Annotated in this window: 22 protein-coding genes and 1 pseudogene; 8 read left to right on the top strand and 15 right to left on the bottom strand. The window is 67.2% G+C overall.

Annotated features, from left to right (window positions below; genetic code table 11):
* Both ABIE41_RS13615 and ABIE41_RS13610 read left to right on the top strand, forming a co-directional pair.
* Positions 1–375: a DUF6867 family protein gene (locus ABIE41_RS13615; protein ID WP_192640933.1), complete on the top strand. Its 375-nt coding sequence runs from the start codon at positions 1–3 to the stop codon at positions 373–375.
* Between the two features lie 130 nt (positions 376–505).
* Complete coding sequence (locus ABIE41_RS13610; protein ID WP_192640932.1) at positions 506–1,621, top strand: branched-chain amino acid ABC transporter substrate-binding protein; 1,116 nt, start codon at positions 506–508, stop codon at positions 1,619–1,621.
* Positions 1,622–1,824: 203 nt separating this feature from the next.
* Here the strand turns inward: ABIE41_RS13610 and ABIE41_RS13605 are convergent, their stop codons facing one another.
* The 6 genes and pseudogenes from ABIE41_RS13605 to ABIE41_RS13580 all read right to left on the bottom strand — a co-directional run bounded on the left by ABIE41_RS13605 (position 1,825) and on the right by ABIE41_RS13580 (position 7,080).
* On the bottom strand, positions 1,825–2,403 hold the full coding sequence (locus tag ABIE41_RS13605; protein WP_192640931.1) for an RBBP9/YdeN family alpha/beta hydrolase: 579 nt from the start codon (positions 2,401–2,403) through the stop codon (positions 1,825–1,827).
* Between the two features lie 7 nt (positions 2,404–2,410).
* Positions 2,411–3,157: a metallophosphoesterase family protein gene (locus ABIE41_RS13600; RefSeq protein ID WP_192640930.1), complete on the bottom strand. Its 747-nt coding sequence runs from the start codon at positions 3,155–3,157 to the stop codon at positions 2,411–2,413.
* Positions 3,158–3,163: 6 nt separating this feature from the next.
* On the bottom strand, positions 3,164–4,471 hold the full coding sequence (gene purB, locus ABIE41_RS13595; protein ID WP_192640929.1) for an adenylosuccinate lyase: 1,308 nt from the start codon (positions 4,469–4,471) through the stop codon (positions 3,164–3,166).
* A gap of 146 nt (positions 4,472–4,617) precedes the next feature.
* Positions 4,618–5,302, bottom strand: a pseudogene (rpe, locus tag ABIE41_RS13590) (ribulose-phosphate 3-epimerase).
* A 75-nt stretch (positions 5,303–5,377) separates the two neighbouring features.
* Positions 5,378–6,055 (bottom strand): glutathione S-transferase family protein, encoded by a 678-nt coding sequence (locus ABIE41_RS13585; RefSeq protein WP_210320810.1) that lies wholly within the window; start codon positions 6,053–6,055, stop codon positions 5,378–5,380.
* A gap of 44 nt (positions 6,056–6,099) precedes the next feature.
* Positions 6,100–7,080 (bottom strand): hypothetical protein, encoded by a 981-nt coding sequence (locus ABIE41_RS13580; protein ID WP_192640927.1) that lies wholly within the window; start codon positions 7,078–7,080, stop codon positions 6,100–6,102.
* Between the two features lie 263 nt (positions 7,081–7,343).
* Here ABIE41_RS13580 and ABIE41_RS13575 point away from each other — a divergent pair, with 263 nt between their 5' ends.
* Complete coding sequence (locus tag ABIE41_RS13575) at positions 7,344–8,594, top strand: NAD(P)/FAD-dependent oxidoreductase (RefSeq protein WP_192640926.1); 1,251 nt, start codon at positions 7,344–7,346, stop codon at positions 8,592–8,594.
* Positions 8,595–8,603: 9 nt separating this feature from the next.
* Here the strand turns inward: ABIE41_RS13575 and murI are convergent, their stop codons facing one another.
* The gene (gene murI / locus ABIE41_RS13570; RefSeq protein WP_192640925.1) at positions 8,604–9,473 is read right to left on the bottom strand and encodes a glutamate racemase; all 870 of its coding nucleotides are present in this window, start codon (positions 9,471–9,473) and stop codon (positions 8,604–8,606) included.
* Between the two features lie 145 nt (positions 9,474–9,618).
* On the opposite strand from murI, the gene ABIE41_RS13565 reads away from it, so the two are divergent.
* On the top strand, positions 9,619–10,545 hold the full coding sequence (locus tag ABIE41_RS13565; RefSeq protein WP_192640924.1) for a bifunctional helix-turn-helix transcriptional regulator/GNAT family N-acetyltransferase: 927 nt from the start codon (positions 9,619–9,621) through the stop codon (positions 10,543–10,545).
* A 7-nt stretch (positions 10,546–10,552) separates the two neighbouring features.
* Here ABIE41_RS13565 and ABIE41_RS13560 read toward each other — a convergent pair whose 3' ends face one another.
* Positions 10,553–11,830 carry a flavin monoamine oxidase family protein gene (locus ABIE41_RS13560; protein WP_354192228.1) on the bottom strand — a complete coding sequence of 426 codons (1,278 nt, stop codon included), beginning with the start codon at positions 11,828–11,830 and terminating at the stop codon, positions 10,553–10,555.
* Between the two features lie 403 nt (positions 11,831–12,233).
* On the opposite strand from ABIE41_RS13560, the gene ABIE41_RS13555 reads away from it, so the two are divergent.
* Positions 12,234–14,525: a TonB-dependent hemoglobin/transferrin/lactoferrin family receptor gene (locus ABIE41_RS13555; protein WP_192640922.1), complete on the top strand. Its 2,292-nt coding sequence runs from the start codon at positions 12,234–12,236 to the stop codon at positions 14,523–14,525.
* A 70-nt stretch (positions 14,526–14,595) separates the two neighbouring features.
* On the opposite strand, the gene ABIE41_RS13550 is transcribed toward ABIE41_RS13555, so the two are convergent.
* The 4 genes from ABIE41_RS13550 to ABIE41_RS13535 all read right to left on the bottom strand — a co-directional run bounded on the left by ABIE41_RS13550 (position 14,596) and on the right by ABIE41_RS13535 (position 20,039).
* The gene (locus ABIE41_RS13550) at positions 14,596–17,352 is read right to left on the bottom strand and encodes a S8 family serine peptidase (protein ID WP_192640921.1); all 2,757 of its coding nucleotides are present in this window, start codon (positions 17,350–17,352) and stop codon (positions 14,596–14,598) included.
* A 196-nt stretch (positions 17,353–17,548) separates the two neighbouring features.
* Complete coding sequence (locus ABIE41_RS13545) at positions 17,549–17,971, bottom strand: DUF2267 domain-containing protein (protein WP_192640920.1); 423 nt, start codon at positions 17,969–17,971, stop codon at positions 17,549–17,551.
* A gap of 27 nt (positions 17,972–17,998) precedes the next feature.
* Positions 17,999–18,814: an RNA methyltransferase gene (locus ABIE41_RS13540; protein ID WP_192640919.1), complete on the bottom strand. Its 816-nt coding sequence runs from the start codon at positions 18,812–18,814 to the stop codon at positions 17,999–18,001.
* An 85-nt stretch (positions 18,815–18,899) separates the two neighbouring features.
* Complete coding sequence (locus ABIE41_RS13535) at positions 18,900–20,039, bottom strand: dipeptidase (RefSeq protein ID WP_192640918.1); 1,140 nt, start codon at positions 20,037–20,039, stop codon at positions 18,900–18,902.
* 293 nt (positions 20,040–20,332) lie between these two features.
* Between ABIE41_RS13535 and rpsD the strand changes: the two genes are divergently transcribed.
* Both rpsD and ABIE41_RS13525 read left to right on the top strand, forming a co-directional pair.
* Positions 20,333–20,950, top strand: coding sequence for a 30S ribosomal protein S4 (rpsD, locus tag ABIE41_RS13530; RefSeq protein WP_069055690.1), 618 nt, complete (start codon positions 20,333–20,335; stop codon positions 20,948–20,950).
* Positions 20,951–21,702: 752 nt separating this feature from the next.
* Positions 21,703–22,293 (top strand): NnrU family protein, encoded by a 591-nt coding sequence (locus tag ABIE41_RS13525; protein WP_192640917.1) that lies wholly within the window; start codon positions 21,703–21,705, stop codon positions 22,291–22,293.
* Positions 22,294–22,321: 28 nt separating this feature from the next.
* On the opposite strand, the gene ABIE41_RS13520 is transcribed toward ABIE41_RS13525, so the two are convergent.
* Positions 22,322–22,921 carry a hypothetical protein gene (locus ABIE41_RS13520; protein WP_192640916.1) on the bottom strand — a complete coding sequence of 200 codons (600 nt, stop codon included), beginning with the start codon at positions 22,919–22,921 and terminating at the stop codon, positions 22,322–22,324.
* Between the two features lie 74 nt (positions 22,922–22,995).
* On the bottom strand, positions 22,996–23,121 hold the full coding sequence (locus ABIE41_RS13515; protein WP_354192222.1) for a hypothetical protein: 126 nt from the start codon (positions 23,119–23,121) through the stop codon (positions 22,996–22,998).
* A gap of 236 nt (positions 23,122–23,357) precedes the next feature.
* On the opposite strand from ABIE41_RS13515, the gene ABIE41_RS13510 reads away from it, so the two are divergent.
* Positions 23,358–23,600, top strand: coding sequence for a hypothetical protein (locus ABIE41_RS13510; RefSeq protein WP_192640914.1), 243 nt, complete (start codon positions 23,358–23,360; stop codon positions 23,598–23,600).
* Positions 23,601–23,669: 69 nt separating this feature from the next.
* Here ABIE41_RS13510 and ABIE41_RS13505 read toward each other — a convergent pair whose 3' ends face one another.
* Positions 23,670–24,347: a Spy/CpxP family protein refolding chaperone gene (locus ABIE41_RS13505; protein WP_192640913.1), complete on the bottom strand. Its 678-nt coding sequence runs from the start codon at positions 24,345–24,347 to the stop codon at positions 23,670–23,672.
* Positions 24,348–24,498 lie beyond the last annotated feature (151 nt).

Genomic DNA, 24,498 nt, shown 5'->3' with positions numbered 1-24,498 from the left:
ATGCAGGGCATCCTCTACGAAGAACCGACGATCTGGCTCTTCCTGCTGGTCACGGTGGTGATGGGCGGCTGGCTCGCCTGGATGACGGGGCGCGCCATCGCCCTGACCTGGAAGCCCAATGCCCAGCTCGTCGTCTACATCCTCGTGCTCGGGCTGGTTGTGCGCTTCATCCACTTCGCCCTGTTCGAGGCGACGCTGCTGACGCTGCACTACTACCTGGTCGACACGATCATCCTGATGGGCTTCGGTTTCGCCGGCTGGCGCTACCACCGCGCCCGGCAGATGACGACGCAGTATCGCTGGCTCTTCGAGCGCACCGGCCCCTTCGGCTGGAAGCCCCGGCCCGGCGTTGAAATCAAAGACGAATTGGCCTGAGAAGGCAGCGAGCTTGACGCGTGACAGACCCTGGAAAACGCGCAACACTGCGTGCCACGGTGACATCCGCGCCGAGACGGGCGAGCAATGACCGCCCGTTCATGACGACAATGCAGGGGAGTCTCATCTCATGAAGAAACTGCTGTTGAGCAGCATCGCGCTCGGCGCGGTCCTCGCCTTCTCCGGCGTGGCCAACGCCCAGATCAAGCTCGGCGTCGCCGGCCCGATCACCGGCCCCAACGCCGCCTTCGGTGCGCAGCTGAAGAACGGGACGGAGCAGGCCGTCGAGGACATCAACGCCGCCGGCGGCGTCCTCGGCCAGAAGATCACCGTCTCGGTCGGCGACGACGTCTCCGATCCCAAGCAGGGCGTCTCGGTCGCCAACAAGTTCGTCGGCGACGGCGTCAAATGGGTGGTCGGCCACTTCAACTCCGGCGTCACCATGCCGGCGTCCGAAGTCTATGCCGAGAACGGCATCCTGATGATCTCGCCTTCGGCCACCAACCCGAAGATCACCGAGCGCGGCCTCTGGAACGTCTTCCGCACCTGCGGTCGCGACGACCAGCAGGGCGAGGTCGCCGCGGCCTACATCGCCAAGAACTTCAAGGACAAGAAGATCGCGGTCATCCACGACAAGACGACCTATGGCCAGGGCCTCGCCGACGAGACCCGCAAGGGCCTGACCAAGGCCGGCATCAAGGACGTGCTGTATGAGGGCGTGAACGCCGGCGAGAAGGATTTCTCGGCGCTCATCTCCAAGATCAAGTCGGTCGGTGCCGAGTTCGTCTACTGGGGCGGCCTGCACACCGAGGGCGGCCTGATCGTGCGCCAGATGCGCGACCAGGGCGTCAAGGCCGTGCTGATCTCCGGCGACGGCATCACCACCGACGAGTTCGCCACGATCGGCGGCCCCGGCGTCGAAGGCACGCTGATGACCTTCCCGCCGGATCCGCAGAAGCGCCCGGAGGCCGCCTCCATCGTCAAGAAGTTCGAGGCCAAGAACTTCAAGCCCGAGGCCTACACGCTCTACAGCTACGCCGCCGTCCAGATCATGGCGGAAGGCGCCAAGCGCGCGAACTCGGTCGATCCCAAGAAGATCTCCGAGGCGCTCCGTGGCGGCGCGGCCGTCAAGACCGTCATCGGCGACATCGCCTTCGACAAGAAGGGCGACATCACCCGCCCCGACTACACCATGTACACCTGGAAGAAGGGCGCCGACGGCAAGATCACCTACGTCGAGAATTGATCTCGACAGCTGATCGCCTCAGAGCGTGAAACGAGACCGCCCCGGTGAAAGCCGGGGCGGTTTTGTTTTGGGGGAGGACGTCATTCTCGGGCGAAGCGAAAGCGCAGACCCGAGAATCTCTGGAAGGTGACGCGCTTAAGCCGCGTCCGTTGAGAGAGGCTCGGGTCAAGCCCGAGCATGACGCACTGTCAACGCGGCCTGCCTCAGCCCTGAATCGGTTTCTGCGGAACCGCCGTCAAGCTCCTGAGAAAGCCCGCGAAACGCAGCAGGCCGTCGGGCCACGGGCCGTGCCCGGATTCGGTGTTGAGGTGCCCGCTCTCGCCGGCGTCGACGTACTCCGCGCCCCAGGCCTGCGCCAGTTCCTTCGCCTCTTCGGGCGTGCAGTAGGGATCGTTGCTGCTGGAGATCAGCACGCTGCGGAAGGGCAGCGTCTTGCGCCGGTGCGCGGCGAAGGCCGGTGTCATCCCCGGCAACTCGCGCTTGGCGCGCTCGGCCGCAGGCGCCACCAAAAAGGCGCCAGTCACCTCGCCGGCGTGCAGATGCTCGGCCGCATGCGCGATCGCGCTGACGCCGCAGGAATGCCCGACCAGGACGACCGGCCGCGCCGCCGCCCGCACCGCCGCCACGATGCGCTCCGCCCAGAGATGCGACGGCTTGTGCCAGTCCTCCTGCTCGACCACACGCGCGGTCGAGAGCTTGGCGACCCAGCGGCTCTGCCAGTGATCGGGACCGGAACCGGACCAGCCGGGAACGATGAGGATGTCGGTGTCGGAGGTTTTCATGGTTCGATCAGTGCGGCTTCAGGGCAAGACCAGTCGACAAGGCATGCGCCCAGTCGCCTCGTCCGCGCGCAAGGGCGAGGGCAGCGGCGCCGTGCCAGTCGTAGCGAAGCGCGACAGAGGTAAACCGCCAGCCCGCGCGGCCGCGCTTGGCGATGCCGTAGCGCGCATGCGGGCTCTCGGCCTGCATGACATGCGGCTCGGGTGCGATATCGTCATAGGCCGGCTGGCCGATGCTGCCGGGATTGAAGACGCACCTCCCATCGGGAAGCTCCATCACCCGCGCGATATGCGAATGCCCGCACAGGATGAGCCCGGCGTCGATGCCGGCGAGATCGGCCGCCACCTCGGTCGGGGGACGCATCTCGGAGCGCCCACCCCGGACCTGCTCCATCAGATAGGTGTTGTCGTCGCTCGGCGTCGCATGGAACAGCACCACATCCTCGGCCGCCCGCGTCGAGAACGGCAGCGAACGCAGCCAGTCGAAATGCTCCGGCGCCATCTCTTCGGCTGCCGCCCTGTCGGATGCGCCGAGCTGGTTGAACGGCCGCTCGATCAGGTAGCGGTCGTGATTGCCGCGAACCGTCAGCCAGTCCTTCGACATCAGCAGATCGGCCGTCTCGCGCGGCTTCAGCGGACCCGACAGACTGTCGCCGAGATTGACCACAAGGTCGGGCCGCGTCCGCTCCAGATCCTCGACGACCGCTTCGAGCGCGTCGAAATTGCCGTGGATATCCGCGAGGACCGCAATCCGCATCGGCGCTCAGACCTCCCCGAACACCCGGGCGAAGATCGTGTCGACATGCTTGAAGTGGTAGCCTTCGTCGAACATCGCCTCGAGCTCGGCGGCTGAAAGCCGGGCCGTGACCTCGGCATCCTTCTTGAGGTTGGTGAGGAAGTCCTCGCCGTGCTCCCAGGTCCGCATCGCATTGCGCTGGACCAGCGAATAGCTTTCCTCGCGGCTGGCACCGGCCTGCGTCAGGGCCAGCAGCACGCGCTGCGAATTGTGCAGGCCGCCGAGCTTGTCGAGGTTCTTGCGCATGTTCTGCGGATAGATCAGCAGCTTATCGATGACGCCGGTCAGTCGCGCCAGGGCGAAATCCAGCGTCACGGTGGCGTCGGGGCCGATCATGCGCTCGACCGAAGAATGCGAGATGTCGCGCTCATGCCAGAGCGCGACGTTCTCCAGCGCCGGCACGACCATGCCGCGCACCAGGCGGGCGAGGCCCGTCAGGTTCTCGGTCAGGACCGGGTTGCGCTTGTGCGGCATCGCCGAGGAGCCCTTCTGGCCGGCCGAGAAGAACTCTTCCGCCTCATAGACCTCGGTGCGCTGCAGATGCCGGATCTCGGTCGCCAGCCGCTCGACGCTTGAGGCGACGACACCCAGCGTGGCGAAATACATCGCATGCCGATCGCGCGGGATGACCTGCGTCGAGACGGGCTCGACGGACAGCCCCATCTGCTCGGCGACATAGGCTTCGACGCTCGGGTCGATATTGGCGAAGGTGCCGACCGCACCCGAAATCGCGCAGGTCGCGATCTCGGCGCGCGCCGCCACGAGCCGGGCGCGGCAGCGGTCGAACTCTGCATAGGCCTGGGCGAGCTTGAGCCCGAAGGTCACCGGCTCGGCATGGATGCCGTGCGAGCGGCCGATCGTCGGGGTAAATTTGTGCTCGAAGGCGCGCCGCTTGATCGCGGCCAGCAGCGCATCGACATCGGCAATGAGGATGTCCGTCGCCCGCGCCAGCTGCACTGACAGCGTCGTGTCGAGGATGTCCGACGAGGTCATGCCCTGGTGGACGAAGCGCGCCTCGGGGCCGACGATCTCGGCCAGATGCGTCAGGAAGGCGATGACGTCATGCTTGGTGACGCGCTCGATCTCGTCGATGCGGGCGACGTCGAACGTGGCGTCTTTCGCCTTGGCCCAGATCGTCGCGGCGGCCTCCTTCGGCACGACGCCGAGCTCGGCGAGCTTGTCGGTCGCATGCGCCTCGATCTCGAACCAGATCTTGAACCGGGTCTGCGGCTCCCAGATGGCAACCATCTCGGGGCGGGAATAGCGCGGGATCATCGTCTCGTCCTTGTCATCACACGAGCCCTCATCCTGAGGAGCGCTCCGCAGGAGTGCGTCTCGAAGGATGCTCCAGAAGACGCCCTCTGGAACATCCTTCGAGACGCCGCTTCGCGGCTCCTCAGGATGAGGGCTGAACTACAATCTCAAACCCAGTCCCCGCGCGCAGCCTCGGCCGCCCCACGGATCGCGGCGATATTGCCGGCATAGGCGGAAGGCCCGCCCTTGAACACGGCAGAACCGGCGACGAACACGTCGGCACCGGCCTTGGCCGCCAGCGGCGCGGTCTCGACCGTCGCCCCGCCGTCGATCTCCAGCGAAATCGGCCGCTCGCCGATCATCGCCCTCACCTGCGCGATCTTCGGCAGCACGGAATGGATGAAGCTCTGCCCACCGAAGCCGGGATTCACCGTCATCAGCAGGATCAGGTCGAGATCGTCCAGCAGCGGCTCGACCATGCAGGCCGGCGTACCGGGGTTGAGCACGATGCCGGCCTGCTTGCCCTGCGCCCCTGATCGCTTGCAGCGTCCGGTGCGGGTGCGGGCCGGCCTCGATATGGAAGGAGATCAGGTCGGGACCCGCCTTGGCGAAGGCCTCGATGTAGGGGTCGACCGGCGCGATCATCAGATGCACGTCGAAGAACTTGGTCGTGTGCGGGCGGATCGCCTTCAGCACGTCGGGCCCGAAGGTGATGTTGGGCACGAAATGCCCGTCCATCACGTCGCAATGGATCCAGTCGGCGCCGGCCGCATCGATCGCGCGCACCTCCTCGCCGAGCTTGGCGAAGTCGGCCGAGAGGATTGAGGGGGCGATGCGGATGGGGGCGCTCATGCCGCGCGGTTTAAAGCATGGACCCGGCGAAGGGAATTGCGGATTCGAAGCCCCGGCCCCGCGACGGCCGAAAGCTCAGCGCATGATGACGGGGACCGAGAGCCGCCGGTCGGCTTCGGCGATCTCGGCTGCGACCAGCGCGAAGGCCGGCCGCTCGCGCAGCCTTGAAAACCAGCCCGACAGGCCGGGATGTCCGGCGAAGGACGGCCCGCCCAGCCGCCGGCCGAAGAGCAGCCCCATGAACAGGGCGATGTCGGCGGCACACAGCATCGGCCCGAAGAATTCGCGCCCCGCCAGCCTCTCCTCCAGCCGGGCGTGATGGCCGGCGAGCGCCTCCTCCGCGATCAGCGCGTCGGCCTCACGCGCCGCCCGCCGGATCGGATCGGCGGCGATGGGCCCGGTGCGGTGCATCAGCGGCTTCAGCGCCTGCAGCAGGATCTCGTCGGCGAAGAGCTCGTTGAGCCGACAGCGGGCACGCTCGGCGGGAGCCTGCGGGTAGAGCGGGATCTCGGGATAGGCCTCGTCGAGATATTCGACGATCACCGTGGAATCGTAGAGCACGAGCCCGGCATCGTTCAGCACCGGCACCTGGCCCTTCGGATTGAGCGCCAGCACCTCCGGGTGCTTCGGAGCGTAGCCCGTCGTCTGGTTGAACGGCACCATCACCCGCTCGAAGGGCAGCCCTTTCTCGCGCAGCGCGATCTCGACCTTGCGGGAGAACAGGCTGAGCGGGCCGCTATAAAGGGTGATCATGGGGCAACTCCGATGGAACGGAGCGACCCTCGCAGGGTCCGCCGTCAGGCCCCGTCAGCAGCCGCCTCGCTGCGCCGGATCCGCCCCGCGAAGCCGCTCAGCAGCCAGGGCATCAGATAGATCGGGAACTGCGCCAGCGCGAAGAACAGGAAGGTCGAGGGCGGCACGCCGGCCCCGAGCGCCGCGACGATCATGCCCATATTCCGCTGGCCGGCGCCGTAGCCGACCATGAAGCGCTCCGACCGGCGCAGGAAGCGGAGGGCGAGATAACTGACGACCAGCCCGATGATCGAGACGGCGAAGGCGCAGGCGAGGAAACCGCTGACCCGCGAAGGGTTGTCGAAGGCGGCGTTCGTGACGCCATCCATCGCCGCAATGGCGAAGGTGAAGTACATCAGCACGCCGAAGCCATCGAGATTGGCCTTCATCGCCTTGATGCGCGCCATGCCGAGCGCCCATCGCAGGATCGCGGCCGCCGCCATGCCGCCGCCGACGAAGAAGACCAGCCGCAGCGTCAGCGCCCATCGGTCGAGCGGCACGGCGGCCCCCGCCAGCAGTTCCACCAGCATCGGCGCGACGACCGGGCTGGCGACCGTGGTGATGATGACGCCGGCGATGATCAGTGAAGGCTCGAACCCGTAGATCAGCGCCACGGCCGGCGAGGACATGATCGGGGGCGCCGCCGCCAGGATGGCGAGCCCCAGCAGCAGGCCGGGATCGATCGCGTCCCGCCCCACGATCAGGAACGCCCCGCCGATCACGACGACGGGCGCGGCCACCATCCACAGGCAGGTCAGGCTCAGCTTGCCCGGGCTGCGCAGCAGCCCGGCGATGATCGCCACATCGGCGCGCATGAAAACGATGGTGGTGAAGCAGAAGATCGTCACGGGCAGAAGCGGGCGCGCGGCCGCCGAAAATTGCGGCAGCGCCAGCCCCAGGAAGATCGAGAGAGCGAAGCCCTGCGTGCCGTAGCGCCCGAGCCAGGCGAGGCCGGCGGCCAGTGAAGCAGCGATGCGCGTGAGCATGGAGGCGGGAGACTCTGACGGCCGGCGGGAGCCCGACACTGGCCGATCGACGCGCACCCGTCACCCACGCCTGTAACAGCCCCCCTCTGCGTCCGCAGGAAATTGCGCGACGAAGGCCGTTTGCCGGCTTGCGGGGACGCAGCGGCAGCCGCTGGCGCAAATCTTGCGAAACTTGGCGCGCAACCACGCAAAATCCCACCACGCCGCTGACAAGCCGCGGCGAACGGCTATTTTTGCATGAGTTTGGCGGGCAGGAGCGGATCATGGCGACGGATACGATCGTTCTCGGGGCAGGCATCGTCGGCATCTCGGTGGCGCTGCACCTGCAGAAAGCGGGCCGCTCGGTCCTGCTCGTCGACAAGCGCGGCCCGGGCGAGGAAACCAGCTACGGCAATGCCGGGCTGATCCAGCGCGAGGGCGTCTACCCCTACGGCTTCCCGCATGATTTCGGCGCGCTGATCCGCTACGCGATGAACAACACCATCGACGCGCATTACCACTGGAGCGCCATCCCCAAGCTCGCGCCCTTCCTGTGGTCTTACTGGATGCATTCGCGCGCCTCCCAGCACGAGGCGATCGCGCATAAATACGCCACGCTGATCGAGCATTGCGTCAGCGAGCATGACGCGCTCGCGCAGGAAGCCGGCGCCACCGGGCTTTTGCGCCGGAAGGGCTGGATGAAAGTGTTCCGCACCGCCGCCCAGCAGGACGAGCGCCTGGCCGAGGCCGCGCGCTGGAACCGGGATTTTGGCCTCAACTACAGGCCACTCGACATGGCGACGTTGAAGGCCGAGGAGCCCCATCTCGACCATGACAGCCTGATTGGCGGCCTGCACTGGACCGACCCGGTCACCGTGATCGACCCGCTGGACCTGTCCAAGGCCTATGTCGCGCGCTTCGAGGAACTCGGCGGCAAGCTCGCGCTCGGCGATGCCGGCACGCTCGCGCAAGAGGGCGCGGAGTGGAGCGTCACGCTCGCCGATGGCACGACGGTCAAGGCCCGCGATGTCGTCGTCGCACTCGGCCCCTGGGCGGACGTGCTCTCCCGCAGGCTCGGCTACAATCTGCCGCTGGCGGTCAAGCGCGGCTACCACATGCACTACAAGGCGCAGGGCAATGCGGTGCTGAACCACCCGGTGCTCGACACCGAGCGCGGCTATTTCCTGGCGCCGATGCAGCAGGGAATCCGCCTGACCACCGGCGCCGAATTTGCCGACCGCGACGCACCGAAGACGCCGGTCCAGCTCGAGCGCGCCGAGCCGATCGCCCGCACCCTCTTCCCGCTCGGCGAGCGGATCGATCCCGAGCCCTGGCTCGGCCGCCGCCCCTGCACGCCAGACATGATGCCGATCATTGGCCCGGCACCGAAGCACAAGGGCCTATGGTTCTCCTTCGGCCACGCCCATCACGGGCTGACGCTGGCCGCCGTCACCGGCCGTATGATCGCGGAGATGGTCACGGGCCAGAAGGTCTTCGTCGATCCGACGCCGTTTGCGCCGGCGCGCTTCGCCTGAGGCTTGGCCTCAGCTGACGAGCGGCATCGGCTCGATCAGCACCTCGGCCAGCCCGCGGCCCGCCAGCGCGATACGCAGCGGGCCGGTCATGCCGGTGCCCGCGGTGAAGACAGCGACAGCGTCGTGCCCGCCCGCCCGTTCGGCTGCGGCATCGGCCCCGAGCAGTTGCAGCACGCGCCGCGCGATCGCCGGTGCCGGGTCGATCCATTCCACCGGCCAGGGCGCGACACGCCGCATCGGCTCCAGCAGCAGCGGATAATGCGTGCACGACAGCGTCACCACATCGGTGCGCCGCCCGTCCCGCTCGACGAAGCAGGGCGCGATCTCGGCGGCGATGGCGGCATCATCGACCCGCTCGCCCCTCAAGGCGGCCTCGGCCAGAGCGGCAAGCCCCGTCGCGCCGACCAGCGTGACGTCGCATCCTGCGGCATAGGTCGAGACCAGCCCGCGCGTGTAGTCGCGCGCCACGGTGCCGGGCGTCGCCAGCACCGAGATCAGCCCCGAGCGCGTCGCGGCGGCGGCTGGCTTGATCGCCGGCACGGTGCCGACGAAGGGAATGGCGAAGCGCGCCCGCAGCGCCGGCAGCACCAGCGTTGAGGCCGTATTGCAGGCGATCACCACGAGATCGGGATGGTGGAGGGCGACGAGCCGCTCCATCACGACCAGCACGCGGGCGACCAGCGCCCCCTCCTCCAGCCGGCCATAGGGAAAGCCGGCATCGTCAGCGGCATAGACGATATCGGCGCCGCGGCAGGCCTCTCCCACGCGCGCCAGCACGGTCAGCCCGCCCAGCCCGGAATCGAAGACGAGGATCGTCGGCACCGGCCGCGCCAGCACGGCGGGACGATGCGTGGTTCCGGCCAGAAGATCGACCTGCATGCGCGAGCGGCCCGGGAGCGTGACGAAGGCGCCGATTCCGCCAGAGCCCGGTTAAGGGACCGTCAAGAAAACGGAAACGGTCCCCATCCAATTTAGTTGACTCAGTCCATTATATCAGTCGAGATGAGTGGCGGAGGGTGCTGCTATGTCCGATCTCGAAAGCGCCGTCGCGGCGCTGCGCCGCTTCAACCGCTTCCACACCCGCCTCATTGGCGCCCTGAGTGGCAGCCTGCACGGCTCGGGCTTCACCCTGACCGAAGCCCGCGTGCTCTACGAACTCGCCCGGCGCGATGGCTGGCTTGCGGGCGATCTGGCGAAGGAGCTCGGGCTCGACCCCGCCTATCTCTCGCGCATCCTGAAGCGCTTCGCCGCGGAAGGCTGGCTGCTGCGCGAGCGCTCAGCCGCCGATGGGCGCGCCCTGTCATTGCGCCTGAGCGAGGCCGGGCACGCCGTCTTCCGCCCTCTCGACGAGGCCTCGCAAACGGAAGCCGCCGAGCGGCTGCGGACGCTCGACGAGACGCAGCGCGGCCGGCTGGTGACGGCGCTGACCGATGCCGAGACGCTGCTCTCGAACACTTCGGCGGTAAAGGCCGCTGCGGCCGTCATCCGCCCTCACCGCCCCGGCGATATCGGCTGGGTGATCGCCGCCCATGGCCGGATTTATGCCGAGGACTATGGCTGGGACATCGAATTCGAGGCCTTCGTCGCCGAGATCGCCGCCGGCTTCCTGCGTGCATTCCAACCCGGCCTGGAACAGGGGCTGATCGCCGAGCGTGACGGGCAGATCCTCGGCTCGGCCTTCGTGATGCGCGAGAGCGACGAGGTCGCGAAGCTGCGCATGGTCATCGTCGACCGGCCGGGACGCGGGCTCGGCCTCGGCAAAGCGCTGGTGCGCAGGGCGATCGACTTCGCGCGGGCGGCCGGCTACCGGCGCATGCAGCTCTGGACCAACGACATCCTGCACGCGGCCCGCGCGATCTATGTCGCCGAAGGTTTCCGGCTGATCGCGCAGGAGACGCACCACTCCTTCGGCCAGGACCTCGTCGGGCAGAACTGGGAACTGGTGCTGTAGCGGCGCCTCAGGCCTTGATCCGCGCCACGGCCGCGGCCGCCGCGCGGCCCGCCAGCGTCGCGCCGCCGACGGTCATGGCGCCGCCGCCGGCCGTGGCCTCGCCGGCGATGAAGAGGCGCCCGCCGATCGGCTCGGCCAGCTGCTCGCGCGCCGCCTCCCGGCCCGGCAGGCACACGGAATAGGAGCCGCGCGAGAACGGGTCGGTCCACCAGGCCGGGAAGGATATGCCCGTCACCGCCTTGCGGATATCGGAGCCGATCATGGTCGACAGCAGCGTCGTCAGATGGTCGCGCGCCGCCTCCGGGCCGGCGACAGACAACTCGCGCGCATGGTCGCCGCCGCAAAAGGCAACGATCAGGTCCTTGTCATCGGGAAACAGGTCGAAATTCATCAGCTGCTTCGGCGAGCCGGCTTCCAGGAAGCTGGTGCCCGGCGCGATGCCGAAGCGGTCGCCCTCGACCTTCAGTGCGATCTTGGTCAGCGCCCCCATGCCGATGCCGTCGAGCGCATCGCGCGTGCGGGCCGGCAGTTCCGGCGTGAAGCGGATCGCGCCGGCCTTGAGCACGCCGACTGGTACCGTAACGATGCAGGCCTGCGCCCGCAGGGTCCCTGCCGGCGTCGTCACGGTGACGCCCGGCCCGTCCCAGCGGATCTCGCTCACGGGCTGGTTCAGGCGGATGTCGAGTCCGGCGCCATGCCGCGCGACGAGGTTGCCATAGCCGGAGGGCACGAGCAGATCGTCGCCGGCCCAAAGGCGCTGATAGTCGCGCGCCGAAATCTTGTCCGATTCCTCGCCGATCGAGAGCAGCAGCCCCGACGATGCGATCGGCGCCAGATCGGGACCGAGATCGCCCAGCAGATCACGGATCGAGACGTCGCGCTTCGTCAGATCGACCGTCTCGAGCCGCCTGTCGATCTGCCCGAAGGCGCCGCGCCGCTTCTGACGGTCGGCATCGGCCATCGGCTGCCCGCCGGTGAAGACGCGAAATCCGCCGCCCCAGGATTCGTCGGAGGTCGCGACCCCGAGATCGCGGGCGATCTGGACCCAAGGGTTGCGCTCGGCCCAGTGGATGAACATCGCGCCTGCATCATAGGCCGGGCCGAGCGACGCGTCGGTGAAAGCACGTCCGCCGATCCGGCCCCGTCCCTCCAGCACGATCGCCCGGCGGCCGGCCGCCTTGAGCTGATGGGCGGCCGCGATGCCCGCCGCCCCCGCCCCGATGACGATCACATCGGCCTCGGCGGCATGGCCGGTGCCGGGTGGCAGCGCCAGCGACGCCGCCATGGCAGCAGATCCTGTCAACATCGTGCGGCGGTCGAGCATGGTTAGGGAGCGTTCCGATTCAGACGCTCATGTTGGGACCCTGCCGTTGCGTTGCAACAGGAAGATGTCGGCGCCGGCGTCCGGATCGTTCACGAGATCGGGAGCCTGCCGCACCGCCTGTCGCCGACCCACATCGCCTCTTTAGAACAATGTAAAACGAAGGTTTCATTGGAGCGATTGCACGAATGTGTCTTCGCGGCATCGGAGATTGTTCTTTGCATGGCCAATGATTGACAGTCTTCGACTCCATCAATATCCGAAGGCAGCCTTATCGAGCGTACAAGGCCTTGTTTATATTCATTTTAAACGTACGGCACGCGGCGGCCTTCCGGCTGGCCGCGTCGGCAAGGGTGGGTCAAAGGCGATGGAGATTTCTTCAGGCAGGCTGCGCGAGGGTGTCGCGCTCGGGACGCTGGCGGTGATGCTGCTGGCGACACCGGCTCTGGCGCAGCAGCAGACGCGCGATCGAACCTCTCCTGCCGCCCCGGCGGCGGAGGCGCCTGTGGTGCTCGACCAGATCACGGTCGAGGGCGCGGCGCCCGGCCAGGCCCTCGTCGCCGGCCCGACGACGACGCGCACCACGCGAGAACAGCTCGACCGACAGCAGGTCCAGAGCCTGAGTGAGCTCTCGACCCGCGTCGAGGCCGGCATCACCTTCAACCGTCAGAACAACAGCCTCAACATCCGCGGTCTCGACGGCGCGCGCGTGCTGACGACGGTGGACGGCATCCGCCAGCCCTTCCTGATCGACACCCGCCTGAACCGCGGAGGCACCACCGCCTTCGATTTCGACGCGCTCTCGACGCTCGACCTGCTGCGCGGCCCCAGCGGCGGCAGCACGATCGGCGCCGGCTCGCTCGGCGGCGCGCTCGCCGTGCGCACACTCGACCCCGAGGACATCATCCGCAACGGCCGCAGCTATGGCGCTCTCGCCAAGACCGGCTTTGACAGCACCGACCGCGCCGTCTTCGGCAGCGCGGCGGGCGCCGCACGCTTCAACAACACCTGGGCGCTGATCCAGGGCGGCTTCCGCAACGGCCACGAGACCGACAACCGCGGCAATGTGAAGACGATCGGCGCCGCCCGGACAGAGCCGAACCCGCGCGATTTCGACCAGTACAGCTTCCTCGCCAAGCTCTACCAGTATTCGAACGATCAGGCGCACCGCTTCGGCCTGACCGCCGAGACCTTCAAGCGCTCGGACCGGATCTCCAACCGCGACAATGCGGTCTCGCTGACCGGCAACTACCGTCCCGGCGCCTATCGCACCGGCGAGGACGTCCAGCGCGACCGCGTCTCGCTGAGCTATGACTACAAGCTGCCGGGCTCGTTCTTCGACGAGGCCCATGCGCTGGCCTATTGGCAGCGGCTGAAGCGCAACGACCTCACCAACGCTTATCGCTACACCAGCATCATGGGGCTCTACGCCCGCGACAACGAGAACGAAGAAAACGCCTACGGCTTCAACGGCCACGTCATCAAGAACTTCAACACCGGGATGCTGTCGCACAAGGTCACGGCCGGCACCGAGCTGCGCATGTCGAGCCTGGAGCAGTACAGCGCCGGCTCCGACGCCTGCCCGACGCGTCCGGCCACCGGCATCTACACGGGCGCCTTCACGACCTGCAACAACATCCCCACCAACCAAGCCGAGCAGCCCAAGGTCGACGGGCGCCTCGCCGGCTTCTACATCCAGGACGAGATCGGCCTGCTGGAGAACCGCCTGCGCATCACCCCCGGCCTGCGCTACGACTGGTATGAGGAGAAGCCGCAATACACGCCGGCCTATTCCAACAGCGCCTCGCGCCCGACCGGCCTGCCCGCCGCCTCGAGCGACTCGGCCTGGTCGCCGCGCATCCGGCTCGAATACGAGGTTTTGAAGAACACGCCCTGGCTCAAGGACGTCACCGTCTTCGCGCAATGGGCCAAGACCTTCCGCGCCCCGACCGCCAACGAACTCTATGGCCGCTTCGGCTCGCCGACGACCTATCTGCGCACCGGCAACCCGGATCTGCGCCCCGAGACCGGCAATGGCATCGATGTCGGCGTCCGCTTCGGCGACAAGGCCTTCGGCGGCTCGTTCACCTATTTCCACACCAACTACCGCAACTTCATCGAGCAGGTGCAGACCCAGGCGCCGGGCGTCGGCGGGCTCTACCCGCAGGGCGGCATCACCAGCTTCCGCAACATCACGCGGGCCGAGATCCAGGGCTTCGAGGCGAACATGCAATACGCCTTCGCCGAGAACTGGCTGGTGCGCGGCTCCTTCGCCTACACCCGCGGCAAGAACAAGGACGACAACACCTATCTGAACTCGATCCCGCCGATGCAGGGCATCGTCGCCATCGCCTATGGCACGGAGCGCTGGGGGGCCGAGGTCTCGACCAAGCTCGCCTCCGCCCGCAACGACGTCGCCGCCACTACCGGCGCGACCCAGGGCTTCAAGGCGCCGGGCTATGCGATCTTCAACGCCACCGCCTGGTGGAAGCCGCTGCCGCAGATCACAGACCTCGAGCTCCAGATCGGCGTCTACAACATCTTCGACCGCAAGTACTGGGACGCGGTCAACGTCCCCACCGGCGTCCTCGCCCAGGCCCGCGACTACTACACCGAGCCCGGCCGCACGGTGAAGGCGACGATGAAGTACCAGTTCTGACGAGCCTGCGTTTCGAGACCCGGGACACGTCGCCGGCCGGCCCTTCGGGGCCGGCCGTTGTCGTTTCGCCTCAGAGGAAAAAGAAGTCGAAGGACGAAAGTCTCGCGCTCGTCATAACGGTGATGGTGCCGCCGTCACTGGCGAAGTCGACGGACGAGTAGGAACCCGATGACGTGATGGTCAGCTTCGAATAATCGAGCCCATAGCCCACCAGCGAGATCCTGTCCTGGCCCTGGACGAAATCGGCGCAGACATCGGTGCCGTACAGGCCCTCGGCTTTCAGGAACTGGAAGATGTCCTTGCCGTTGCCGCCATACAGCGTGTCGTTACCCTCGCCGCCGATAAGCAGATCGTCGCCGCCATCCCCGTAAAGGGTGTCGTTACCTGCCTCCCCGCGCAGGACGTTCGCGCCGGCATCGCCGCGCAGGCTGTCGCCGAACCTCGAACCCTGCAGGTTCTCGAAGTTGGAGATCACGTCGCCGGCGGCATCGTTGCCCGTCATGACCCTGGTCGCGAGGTTGATCTGTATCGCTCCGCCGGAGTTGAGGTAGCTCAGGATATCGATGCCTTCGCCGCCATCCAGGATGTCGGCGCCGCCGCGCCCCTCGACGACGTCGTTGCCCTTGCCGCCCTGGATGAAGTTGAACGTGTCGTCGCCGCGCAGGACGTCGGCGAAGGCCGAACCGGTGACGTTCTCGATCGACTTCAGCGTATCGCCTTGGGCCTCGCCGCCGAGCTGGGTGGCGCGTTTCATGTCGACATCGACACCGACAATCGAGAAGGCGTAGGTCGCGGTGTCGATGCCCTCGCCGCCGTCCAGGATGTCGGCGCCGCCACGGCCCTCCAGCACGTCATTGCTCTTGCCGCCCTGGATGAAGTTGAACGTGTCGTCGCCGCGCAGGACGTCGGCGAAGGCCGAGCCGGTGACGTTCTCGATCGACCTGAAAGAATCGCCTTGTGCGTCGCCGCCGACCTGCGTGGCGCGCTTCATGTCGACGTCGACACCGACGGTCGAGGAGACGTAGGTGGCCGTGTCGATGCCTGTGCCGCCGTCCAGGATGTCGGCGCCGCCGCGCCCTTCGAGGACGTCGTTGCCGCGCATGCCCATCAGCTCGTTCGCCGAGGCGTTTCCGATCAGGGTGTCGTCGCCGTCACCAGTGACCGCGTTCTCGATCACGGTTCCCGAAGCGATCGTGAAGGCGGTCTTGCCAGCCCAGGTCGAGGCTTGGCCCGCATTCAGGTTGATCACCGTGTTGTCGACATTGGCCGAGGCGTTGATCCAGTCGATGCCGCCGTCCAGATCCTTCAGGGTGCCGCGCGCCGGGTCGAGCGCGAGCATTTTGAAGAACTCGTCATTGTAATGGTAGACGTCGTTGGCCGAGGGGGCGTCGCCATAGACGTCCAGCCTGTAGCTGGCGACCGAGCCGACCGCACCGGTCTTGGTGTCCGTGATCTTGATCGTCCAGGTCCCGTTCGACAGCTCTCCGCGCAGCGCATCGGTGCCGAAGGTCCAGCTGTTGTTGGCGACGGAATTCACGCCGGTGCCGGCATCCAGCACGATCGACCGCGTGCCCTCGGGCGAGATCAGTTCGATCCGCAGATCGTTGATGTTGGCGTGGGTCAGCGTCAGCGTGAGGTCCGCGTGCTCGATCTCGATCGCCTGGCTAACAACGGCAGTGAACTGGAGCGTCGCCTTGTCGGCAATCACCTTGTTGACCGTGCCAACGACAGAGGCCTTCGCCTCGTTGGCCGAAACCTCGGCGGCGCCGAACTTCGACCAGACCTCGGCATAGCGCACGGCCTCAAACCCGTCCGTCATGCCGTAGCCGACGTCGTTGGAGTAGTGCAGGCCGCCGCCATTGGCGTTGTCGGCCTTGTTGATCGTCCAGCCATACTCCATGCGACCGGAGATCCCGCCGGTCAGCGCCGCCGGAGTTGTGTGGTCGGCGGTGTAGGACAGGATGTCCTGCACGTCGCGCCAGCCGAGCGTGTTGTTGCTCGCATCCAGCATCAGCGAGACGATGCCGGTGACCATCGGGGCCGCGGCCGAGGTTCCGCCGAAGCTGGAGGTCGCATCGGTCGCGCTGTAGCCGCCGACCGTCCTGTCGGTCGTGGTGATCCCGGCACCGCCACCATTGGTCGGGCCCGAGACGAGCACGGAGGCGCCGCGGGTGGAATAGGCCGAGACATCGCCGTCCTGGCCGATCGCACCGACGGTGATCGTCTGGCGGGCGGCATTGTACTCGCTGGTGTTGGCGTCGCGGTTGTCGCTCAGGTTGTCGTTGCCCACCGCGTTGACGATGATCGTGCCCTTGCCGCCGCGGCCTGTATCCGCCGCGAACGCCAGGGCATCGATGAACTGCTTGCCGAACGAGCCGGCAACCGACGCATTATCGGAATACTTCGCGCTCCAGCCCCAGGAGTTGTTGGTGACGTCGAACTGCGACATCGCCCTGATCGAGGCGATGAAGTTGTAATTGGCGGTGCCGCTGAAGATATCGATGCTGGTGAGGCTGGCGCCATGGGCGATGCCCACCCCGCCCACGCCATTGTTCGCACCAGCGCCGATGATGCCGGCGACAGCGGTGCCGTGGACGCCGGAGCCCTTCGAGGGATCGGCCCTGACGCCGCCGAAGACGAGTTCCTTGCCCGCGTCGTAGGTGCCCTGAAGGTCCTTGACGCTTTTGTCGATCCCATCGTCGTAGATGCCGACCTTGACGCCGGTGCCATCGAACTCGGACCAGATCTTGTTCGGATCATTCCCCAGAAGCGTTTTGAGATGCCACTGCGCTACAAGCAGCGGATCTTTTCCCGTGACGCTCGCCATCGTGTCGCTACAGCTTTCATTGCGCTTGGCTCAGCTCGGCCGCGTGCCACCTCCTCGGGAACTCATTTCCAGGACTTTGCCGGGATCGCCGGTATTTTACGCGTCAGCGAACTCTTAGGGATGGAAGGTCGCGACTCGTCGGATCTGGTTAACCAATCTGCTGACGTTACGTCCGCATATTAACCAAAGGTCATCTTCAGTCGCACGACCAGAAGGCCCGCGCCTCTGGCGGCAGGGTCGCGAGGCAGCGCGCGAAGGCAGCGGCGTCGACATGGCCGCGCAGCACGCGCGCGACATCGGCAATCGCGCTGTCGGGCGAGAAATTGTGGTCGATGCGCAGGCGGCGGACCTCCTCGGTCATCGCGGCGTGGTCCCATTCCGTGACGCGCGGCTCCTGCGGGTCCCAGTCCATCACGAAGAGCGCGCGCAGCATCGCCGGCAGAACCTGCGCGAAGGCGATGGCCTGCGCCGTGTCGAGCCGCCGCCGGAAGGCCTGCAGAACGGCTTGCGTCGTCGTATAACTCTGGTTGCGCGTCGCCAGCCCGGTCTCTTCCGCGACCTCGCCGAGGAAACGGTCGAAATCCTGCGAGGCAAGGCGATATTCCATGGGGACAGGCATATTGGGTCTCCTGCGGGCGGGCCCTGTTCAGGCGCCCTCCCCCTCGACCGGCTTCGGCACCCGCAGCCTTCGCGGCCCCTCGGTCAGCGACTTGAACACGCCGCGCAACGTCCGCGCCTCCTGCTCGGTCATCGCCAGGCGATGCAGGATGTCGCGCAGATTGGCGGTCATGATCTGCTTCTTGCCGGGCGGGAAGAAGCCGCACTGGTCGAGCTCGGCCTCGACATAGTCGAACATCGACAAAACCGTCGCCCGGGTCGCCGGCGGCGAGAGATTGTTCTCGCGGAAGGGCGGCTCGCCATTGGTCGCCTTGAACCACTCATAGCCGACGAGCAGCACCGCCTGGGCGAGGTTGAGCGAGGCGAAGGCCGGATTGACCGGGAAGGTCAGGATCGCGTCGGCAAAGGAGATCTCCTCGTTCGTCAGCCCGATCCGCTCGCGCCCGAACAGGATGCCGACGCGCTCGGTGCCGGCGATGCGCTCGGCCAGCGGCGCCATCGCCTCCGCAGGCGTGACCACGCGCTTCATCTGGCCGCGCTCGCGCGCCGTCGTCGCCAGCACGAAGTTCAGATCGGCGATCGCCTCGGCCGCGGTCGGGAAGAGCCGGGCGTTCTCCAGGATATGCGTCGCGCCCGAAGCCGCCGAGGTCGCGCCTTTCTTCAGGCCGCCGCCGCTCGGCCAGCCGTCGCGCGGCGCCACCAGCCGCATCTCGGAGAGGCCGAAATTCGCCATCGCCCGCGCGCACATGCCGATATTCTCGGCCATCTGCGGCTCGACCAGGATGATGACCGGCGCCGGAGCCGTGGCAGGGGGGCGCGTGCGGTCGGTACCGGAACCGGTCATGCTCTGTCTCGTCGTCGCCTGCGGGGCGCAGGCCTTGACCGCGGCCATCGCGCCAAGCGGGCGCGCGGTCAAGCTCTGCCCGTCCTCAGCCCGCCGCCGCCTCGACCGCCCGCATCACCCGCAGCGTGTTGCCGCCGGCGAGCTTTTCGAGATCGCTTTCGGACCAGCCGCGCCGGATCAGCTCCGCCACCAGCGCCGGGAACACGCTCGTATCCTCCAGCCCGTCGGGGTTGATCCAGCCGAAGAAATCCGAACCGATGCCGACATGGTCGTGGCCGATGCGCTTGGCCAGATAGTCGAGATGGTCGCAATACTGCGGCAGCGTCGCCTTCGGCCGCGGGCCGGCCTTGGCGGCGATCTCGGCCTCGGCCTTGACGTGGTCGAGCCCCTCGGGGGTCTTGCCGTACTGGTCCTTGGCGGGCTTGTGCCAGTCGCGCGAGGCCTGGCTGATGAAGTCCGGCACGAAGGTCGCCATCACCACCCCGCCATTGCCGGCGACGCGGTCGAGCACGTCGTCGGGCACGTTGCGCGGATGGTCGCAGAGCGAGAACGCGTTGGAATGCGACCAGACGACGGGCGCCCGCGTCACGTCGAGCGTGTCATGCATCACCTTGGGCGAGACATGGGCGAGGTCGACGACCATGCCGAGTGTGTTCATCCGGCCGATCACCTGCTTGCCGAAGGCGCTGAGCCCGTTGTTGCGCGGCGCGTCGGTGGCGGAATCGCACCAGTCATGGCTGTCGTTGTGGCACAGCGTCATCAGGCGGATGCCGAGGTCGAAATAGGCGTCGAGCGCGTCGAGTTCGCCGTCGAGCGCCGTGCCGTTCTCGATCGTCATGAACAGCGCGATGCGCCCCTCCGCCTTGGCGGCCATCACGTCGGCGGCGCTGAGGCCCGGCCGGAAGACGTCGGCATGGCGCTTGAGGATGTCGCGCATCAGCGCGATCTGCGCGAGCGCAAAGCCCGCGGGCTTGGGGTGCTTGGGCGGGACATAGGCCGCGAAGAACTGCGCCGCGAGCTTGCCGGCCCGCATCCGCGGGATGTCGGTGTCGCCCTTCTCGTGGATTTTCGTCAGGTCGTAGAGGCCGACATCGCCCTTGGCCGTGCGGTCGAGCCGGATGACGTAAGGAAGGTCGTTATGCCCGTCGATCAGCGGCGCGCGGTCGAGCAGCGCGAGCGCGGCGGCATAGGCATTGTCCTGGACGGGCGGTGTGGCGAGGGCCATGGCGGTACCTTCAGTCGGAATCGAGCGGGCGAGATCGTGGCAGGTCGCAGGCCCCCGCGCGAGGCCGCCGCGCGCAGAGGCGCCATGTATCAGGACATCCGCCCGCCGCTGCGCGTTTGACAAATGCCGCCGTAGATGGTTCTAAGCCGGCGTCGCGCGGGCCCAAAAGGCCCGCGTGGCTTTTTCCGCACCCGTGATCCGCTTTCTTCGGAAGCCGGATCTGTCGCTCCCGCCCCATGCGGGAGAGCAGGAGGGCGCGGTCCTCAACTCGCGAACTCACGAGGACACGCGATATGTCGAAGCGCCATGAGGCGAAATACAAGATTGACCGCCGTCTCGGTCAGAACATCTGGGGCCGCCCGAAGTCCCCGGTCAACCGCCGCGAATACGGCCCCGGCCAGCACGGCCAGCGCCGCAAGGGCAAGCCGTCCGACTTCGGCACGCAGCTGCGCGCCAAGCAGAAGCTGAAGGGCTATTACGGCTCGATCTCCGAGAAGCAGTTCCGCCGCTACTACGCCGAGGCGATCCGCCTCAAGGGCGACTCGGGCGAGAACCTGATCGGCCTGCTCGAGCGTCGCCTGGACGCCGTGATCTACCGCGCCAAGTTCGTGCCGACGGTCTTCGCTGCCCGTCAGTTCGTCAACCACGGCCACATCACGGTCAACGGCAAGCGCGTCAACATCGCGTCCTACCAGGTCAAGCCGGGTGACGTGATCGCGGTCAAGGAGAGCTCGCGCCAACTCGCCATCGTGCTCGAGTCGGCCCAGCTCGCCGAGCGCGACGTGCCGGATTATCTCGACACCGACCACACCAAGTCGACCGCCACCTTCACCCGCACGCCGACGCTGACGGACGTGCCCTATGCGGTGCAGATGGAACCGAACCTGGTCATCGAGTTCTACTCGCGCTGATCGAACGGAAGCGGGCCGCAAGGCCCGTTTGCCGGAGAATTTGGGGGCATGGCGAGCGATCGCCGTCCCCTTTTTCGTTGTCAGGGCTCGTCGACCGCCCCGCGGGATCGCCCACCGCCATCGCCCCACCCTCCCCGTCATTTCGGACAAGCCGCGGAAGCGGCGAAGAACCGGAATCCATCATAGGGCGCCCCGCCCTCCGATGGATTCCGGGTCTTCGCTGCGCTCGCCCGGAATGACGCGGGAGGGAAGCGCATAGGTCCGGACAAGGTGGCGGTCGATCCTAAGACCCGTTCCTAGGCAGAAACGGTAATGCAAAAGGGCACCCCCTGTTTCCAGAGGATGCCCTTTCGCGTTCGATCAAAAGAACCAAAACAATCGCACCGTCAGGCGGATGCGGTAGGCTCTCAGTTCTCTAGACCGGCTGGCTTCGAAGTCGAGGACGAACAATGTCGCCTCCTACTCTAGTGCAAGGGCCTTTTGGTGAACCGCCTTCTTGCACAAGGCCAACAGTGGGGCTTTTTCCGTTTAGTGCCTATGAGGTTCCCCAGCTCGTTGCGGCTCTTTCCGTGCGGCTTCTGCCGCTGACGAGGATTTGGGAACGCATCCAAGCTTTTCAAGAGGCTCGCAGCTGCGCCAGTGGACCTTGCCATAAAGGGCCCCTTCCGCGATCACCCATTGCCCCCGCCCAGTTGCAGCACCCACCCCGCCAGTCCATGGTTGGAATTGCTCCAACCTGAGGCGTTCCCCGCATGCTCCTGCTGATTCTCGGCCTCGTCCTGTTCCTCGGCATGCACGCCGTCACGATGAAGCGCGATCTGCGCGCGCGGCTGATCGAGCGGTTCGGCGCGGGCGGCTACAAGGGGTTGTACTCGGCCGTTTCCATCATCGGCTTCGTGCTGCTGATCTATGGCTACGGGCTGCAGCGCGCGGCGGGCTACACGGTCGTCTGGGAGCCGCCGGTCTGGACGCGGCATCTGGCGCTCCTGCTCAACCTGCCGATCTTCATCCTGCTCGGCGTCGGCAAGCGGCCCTCCTGGCTGTTGTCACGCGTCAAGCATCCGATGCTGCTGGCCGTGAAGATCTGGGCCACCGCCCATCTCCTCGCCAATGGCGATCTCGGCAGCATGCTGCTGTTCGGCGGCTTCCTCGCCTGGGCGGTGATGGCGCGCATCTCGACCAAGCGCCGGCCCGAAGAGATCGCCCGCAGCGCCGCCATGGCGAATGTCGCCTTCGGCCGCCGCGACATCATCGCGATCGTCGCGGGGCTGGCGCTCTATGTCGTCTTCGCGTTCTGGCTCCACCCGCTGCTGATCGGCGTGCCCGTCATCACCCGCGGCTGAGGCGACAGGCCGCCGGGAGCGGGCGCGCTCACCAGCCCGCCAGCGCCCGCCCGGCCAGAACCATCGCAAACAGGCCGAGCAGCACCGCCGAAGCGCGCGGGATGGCGCGGCGCAGGCGCGAGCCCGCCGCTTTGGCCAGCCCGCGCCCGCCGAGGAACCAGGCCCCGCCCGCGAGCGGGATCATCAGCGCCATCGCCGCCAGATGGGTGGCGGCGACCGCGCCCTGCCCGCTCCAACCGGCCGGCATCAGCACCAGCGCGATGATCAGCGTCTTGGGGTTGAGCAGCGTGGTCGCCAGGATCTGCGCGGGCGCGACCGCGGCGCCGGCAGCCACCTCGCCGCGCGCCCGCCACATCCGCATCGCCGCCAAAGCGAGATAGAGCGCGGCCGCCGCCTGCAAGGCCGGGCGGATCGCCTCGATGCCGTCGCCGACGGCGCGCATCAGCGCCCCCAGCAGAAGCACGGCGGCGAGGTAACCCGTGAGTTCGGCAAGCAGCAGACGCGGCAGCAAGAAGCGGACCGTCCCGTCCCGGGGCTGCGTCGCGCCCGCGAGCGCGAGCAGCGTGTTGGTGGGGCCGGGCGTGGCCAGGAGCAAAGCGAGCCCGAGAAGGAAGGCGCTGGAGATCATGCCCCCGCTGCTAGCGGATCGCGCGGCCGGCAGCCTTGGCCTGGATCAAACGCGGCGCGGCGGCGCCGCGGCGCTCACAGATGCGAGCCGACCTCGTCGCGAAACCAGTAGCAGCCCAGCCCGAGGCAGCCGATCAGGATCGACAGCGCATAAGGGCCAAACAGGCTCGCAATGAAAACGAGGCCGATGAAGCCCCGCATTCCCCAGATCAACCATGGTGTCTTCATGGCCCAACCCTTGTTTCCAGATCCCTGCCAAAACGTAAACGGAAACACATGAATCGAAGTTGAATACATAAGGTAAATCTGCATTTTGGCTTTGTTCCCAGCGCGTTAGGAGATGGGGCGGATTTGCGGCGGCAAGCCTCGGAAATGCCGCTTGCCCCAGCCTCACGCTGGGTTAACCCTTGAGCTCCCAACCACGGGAATCAGCGACGATGACGAAGACCCTTCTGGCCGCTTTGGCCCTCACCTGCATCTCCACATTCGCCCAGGCCCAGAGCTGCACCGTCCAGGCCGGCGACAAGAAGCTCAACGGCGCCGCCAAGACCAGCTTCCTGACCAAGTGCGAGAAGGACGCCACGGCCGCCTGCGACAAGCAAGCTGCGGACAAGAAGCTCGCCGGCGCGGCCAAGACGAGCTTCACCAAGAAATGCGTCACCGACTCGGTCGGCACCTGACCATCCGCGCATGAAAAAGGGCGGCTCTCGCGAGCCGCCCTCCAGTCTCTGTGAAAAGGGACCGCAGCCTTAGCCGCGGCGCTCCCAGCGATCCTCGGGTCCGCGACGCGGCCCGCGATCCTCGTCGTCCTGGAAGCGGCCGCCGCGGCGGTCCTCCATGCGGTCGTGGCCACCGCCATGCATGCGCTCGTGCATCGCGCGCATCATGCCACGGCCCTCGGCCATCACCTCGCGCACGGCGCGGCGCGCCACCGTCTTCTGCTCGTCGCTGAGCGTGGTCCAGAGCGGGCGCACGGCGTCGGCCAGTTCCTTGGAGCGCGCGGCGCGCTCGCCGGCGCGGCCGGACATCATGTCGAGCCGCTCCATGATGTCGGCATGGCGGAAGGTCTCGCGCTGCTCGCGCATCGCGGCCCAGCCGGCGCGGCGCTCGTCGGAGCGCTTCTTGATCACGCCCTCGACCGTGTCGAACAGCGGCACCTGCTCCGGCTTGAGCTTCATGTCGGTGCGCAGCTTGGCGAGGCGCTCATTGAGCCTGGCCTGCATCCGCTCGGCACGCTGCTCGCGCCACTCGGTCCGGCGCTGCTCGCGGCCCTCATAGCGGTCGCTGCGATCGGGGCGCTCGCTGCGCTCGTGGCGGGGACCGTCGCGATCGCCGCCCGCGGGCGGAATCGGCGCGGGCTGCGCGACGGCGAAGCCGGCGGCCAGCGCGGCGATGGAGGAGGCTGCGATCAGGGCGAAGGGTTTCATCAGGATTCTCCCAGAGGGGTCGACGAAGACAGGGTCGCTTAGCGGGTCTCGAAGCCGGGTGGCGATGGTCTTACCCTGGGCTCCCGGCGATGACCTTGCGATGGCGCAAGCATGAAGAGATCGTAATGTAACGCCGCGCGCCTCGAGCCGT

The sequence above is a fragment of the Bosea sp. OAE506 genome, assembly GCF_040546595.1.
Taxonomy (GTDB): domain Bacteria; phylum Pseudomonadota; class Alphaproteobacteria; order Rhizobiales; family Beijerinckiaceae; genus Allobosea.
This window is presented reverse-complemented; position numbering and strand designations above follow the sequence as displayed.

Bases quoted from the DNA above. Each gene is read 5' to 3' on its own strand.
- ABIE41_RS13615 (WP_192640933.1), top strand. From the start codon at position 1: ATGCAGGGCATCCTCTACGAAGAACCGACGATCTGGCTCTTCCTGCTG.
- ABIE41_RS13610 (WP_192640932.1), top strand. From the start codon at position 506: ATGAAGAAACTGCTGTTGAGCAGCATCGCGCTCGGCGCGGTCCTCGCC.
- ABIE41_RS13605 (WP_192640931.1), bottom strand. From the start codon at position 2,403: ATGAAAACCTCCGACACCGACATCCTCATCGTTCCCGGCTGGTCCGGT.
- ABIE41_RS13600 (WP_192640930.1), bottom strand. From the start codon at position 3,157: ATGCGGATTGCGGTCCTCGCGGATATCCACGGCAATTTCGACGCGCTC.
- purB (WP_192640929.1), bottom strand. From the start codon at position 4,471: ATGATCCCGCGCTATTCCCGCCCCGAGATGGTTGCCATCTGGGAGCCG.
- ABIE41_RS13585 (WP_210320810.1), bottom strand. From the start codon at position 6,055: ATGATCACCCTTTATAGCGGCCCGCTCAGCCTGTTCTCCCGCAAGGTC.
- ABIE41_RS13580 (WP_192640927.1), bottom strand. From the start codon at position 7,080: ATGCTCACGCGCATCGCTGCTTCACTGGCCGCCGGCCTCGCCTGGCTC.
- ABIE41_RS13575 (WP_192640926.1), top strand. From the start codon at position 7,344: ATGGCGACGGATACGATCGTTCTCGGGGCAGGCATCGTCGGCATCTCG.
- murI (WP_192640925.1), bottom strand. From the start codon at position 9,473: ATGCAGGTCGATCTTCTGGCCGGAACCACGCATCGTCCCGCCGTGCTG.
- ABIE41_RS13565 (WP_192640924.1), top strand. From the start codon at position 9,619: ATGTCCGATCTCGAAAGCGCCGTCGCGGCGCTGCGCCGCTTCAACCGC.
- ABIE41_RS13560 (WP_354192228.1), bottom strand. From the start codon at position 11,830: ATGGCGGCGTCGCTGGCGCTGCCACCCGGCACCGGCCATGCCGCCGAG.
- ABIE41_RS13555 (WP_192640922.1), top strand. From the start codon at position 12,234: ATGGAGATTTCTTCAGGCAGGCTGCGCGAGGGTGTCGCGCTCGGGACG.
- ABIE41_RS13550 (WP_192640921.1), bottom strand. From the start codon at position 17,352: ATGGCGAGCGTCACGGGAAAAGATCCGCTGCTTGTAGCGCAGTGGCAT.
- ABIE41_RS13545 (WP_192640920.1), bottom strand. From the start codon at position 17,971: ATGCCTGTCCCCATGGAATATCGCCTTGCCTCGCAGGATTTCGACCGT.
- ABIE41_RS13540 (WP_192640919.1), bottom strand. From the start codon at position 18,814: ATGACCGGTTCCGGTACCGACCGCACGCGCCCCCCTGCCACGGCTCCG.
- ABIE41_RS13535 (WP_192640918.1), bottom strand. From the start codon at position 20,039: ATGGCCCTCGCCACACCGCCCGTCCAGGACAATGCCTATGCCGCCGCG.
- rpsD (WP_069055690.1), top strand. From the start codon at position 20,333: ATGTCGAAGCGCCATGAGGCGAAATACAAGATTGACCGCCGTCTCGGT.
- ABIE41_RS13525 (WP_192640917.1), top strand. From the start codon at position 21,703: ATGCTCCTGCTGATTCTCGGCCTCGTCCTGTTCCTCGGCATGCACGCC.
- ABIE41_RS13520 (WP_192640916.1), bottom strand. From the start codon at position 22,921: ATGATCTCCAGCGCCTTCCTTCTCGGGCTCGCTTTGCTCCTGGCCACG.
- ABIE41_RS13515 (WP_354192222.1), bottom strand. From the start codon at position 23,121: ATGCGGGGCTTCATCGGCCTCGTTTTCATTGCGAGCCTGTTTGGCCCT.
- ABIE41_RS13510 (WP_192640914.1), top strand. From the start codon at position 23,358: ATGACGAAGACCCTTCTGGCCGCTTTGGCCCTCACCTGCATCTCCACA.
- ABIE41_RS13505 (WP_192640913.1), bottom strand. From the start codon at position 24,347: ATGAAACCCTTCGCCCTGATCGCAGCCTCCTCCATCGCCGCGCTGGCC.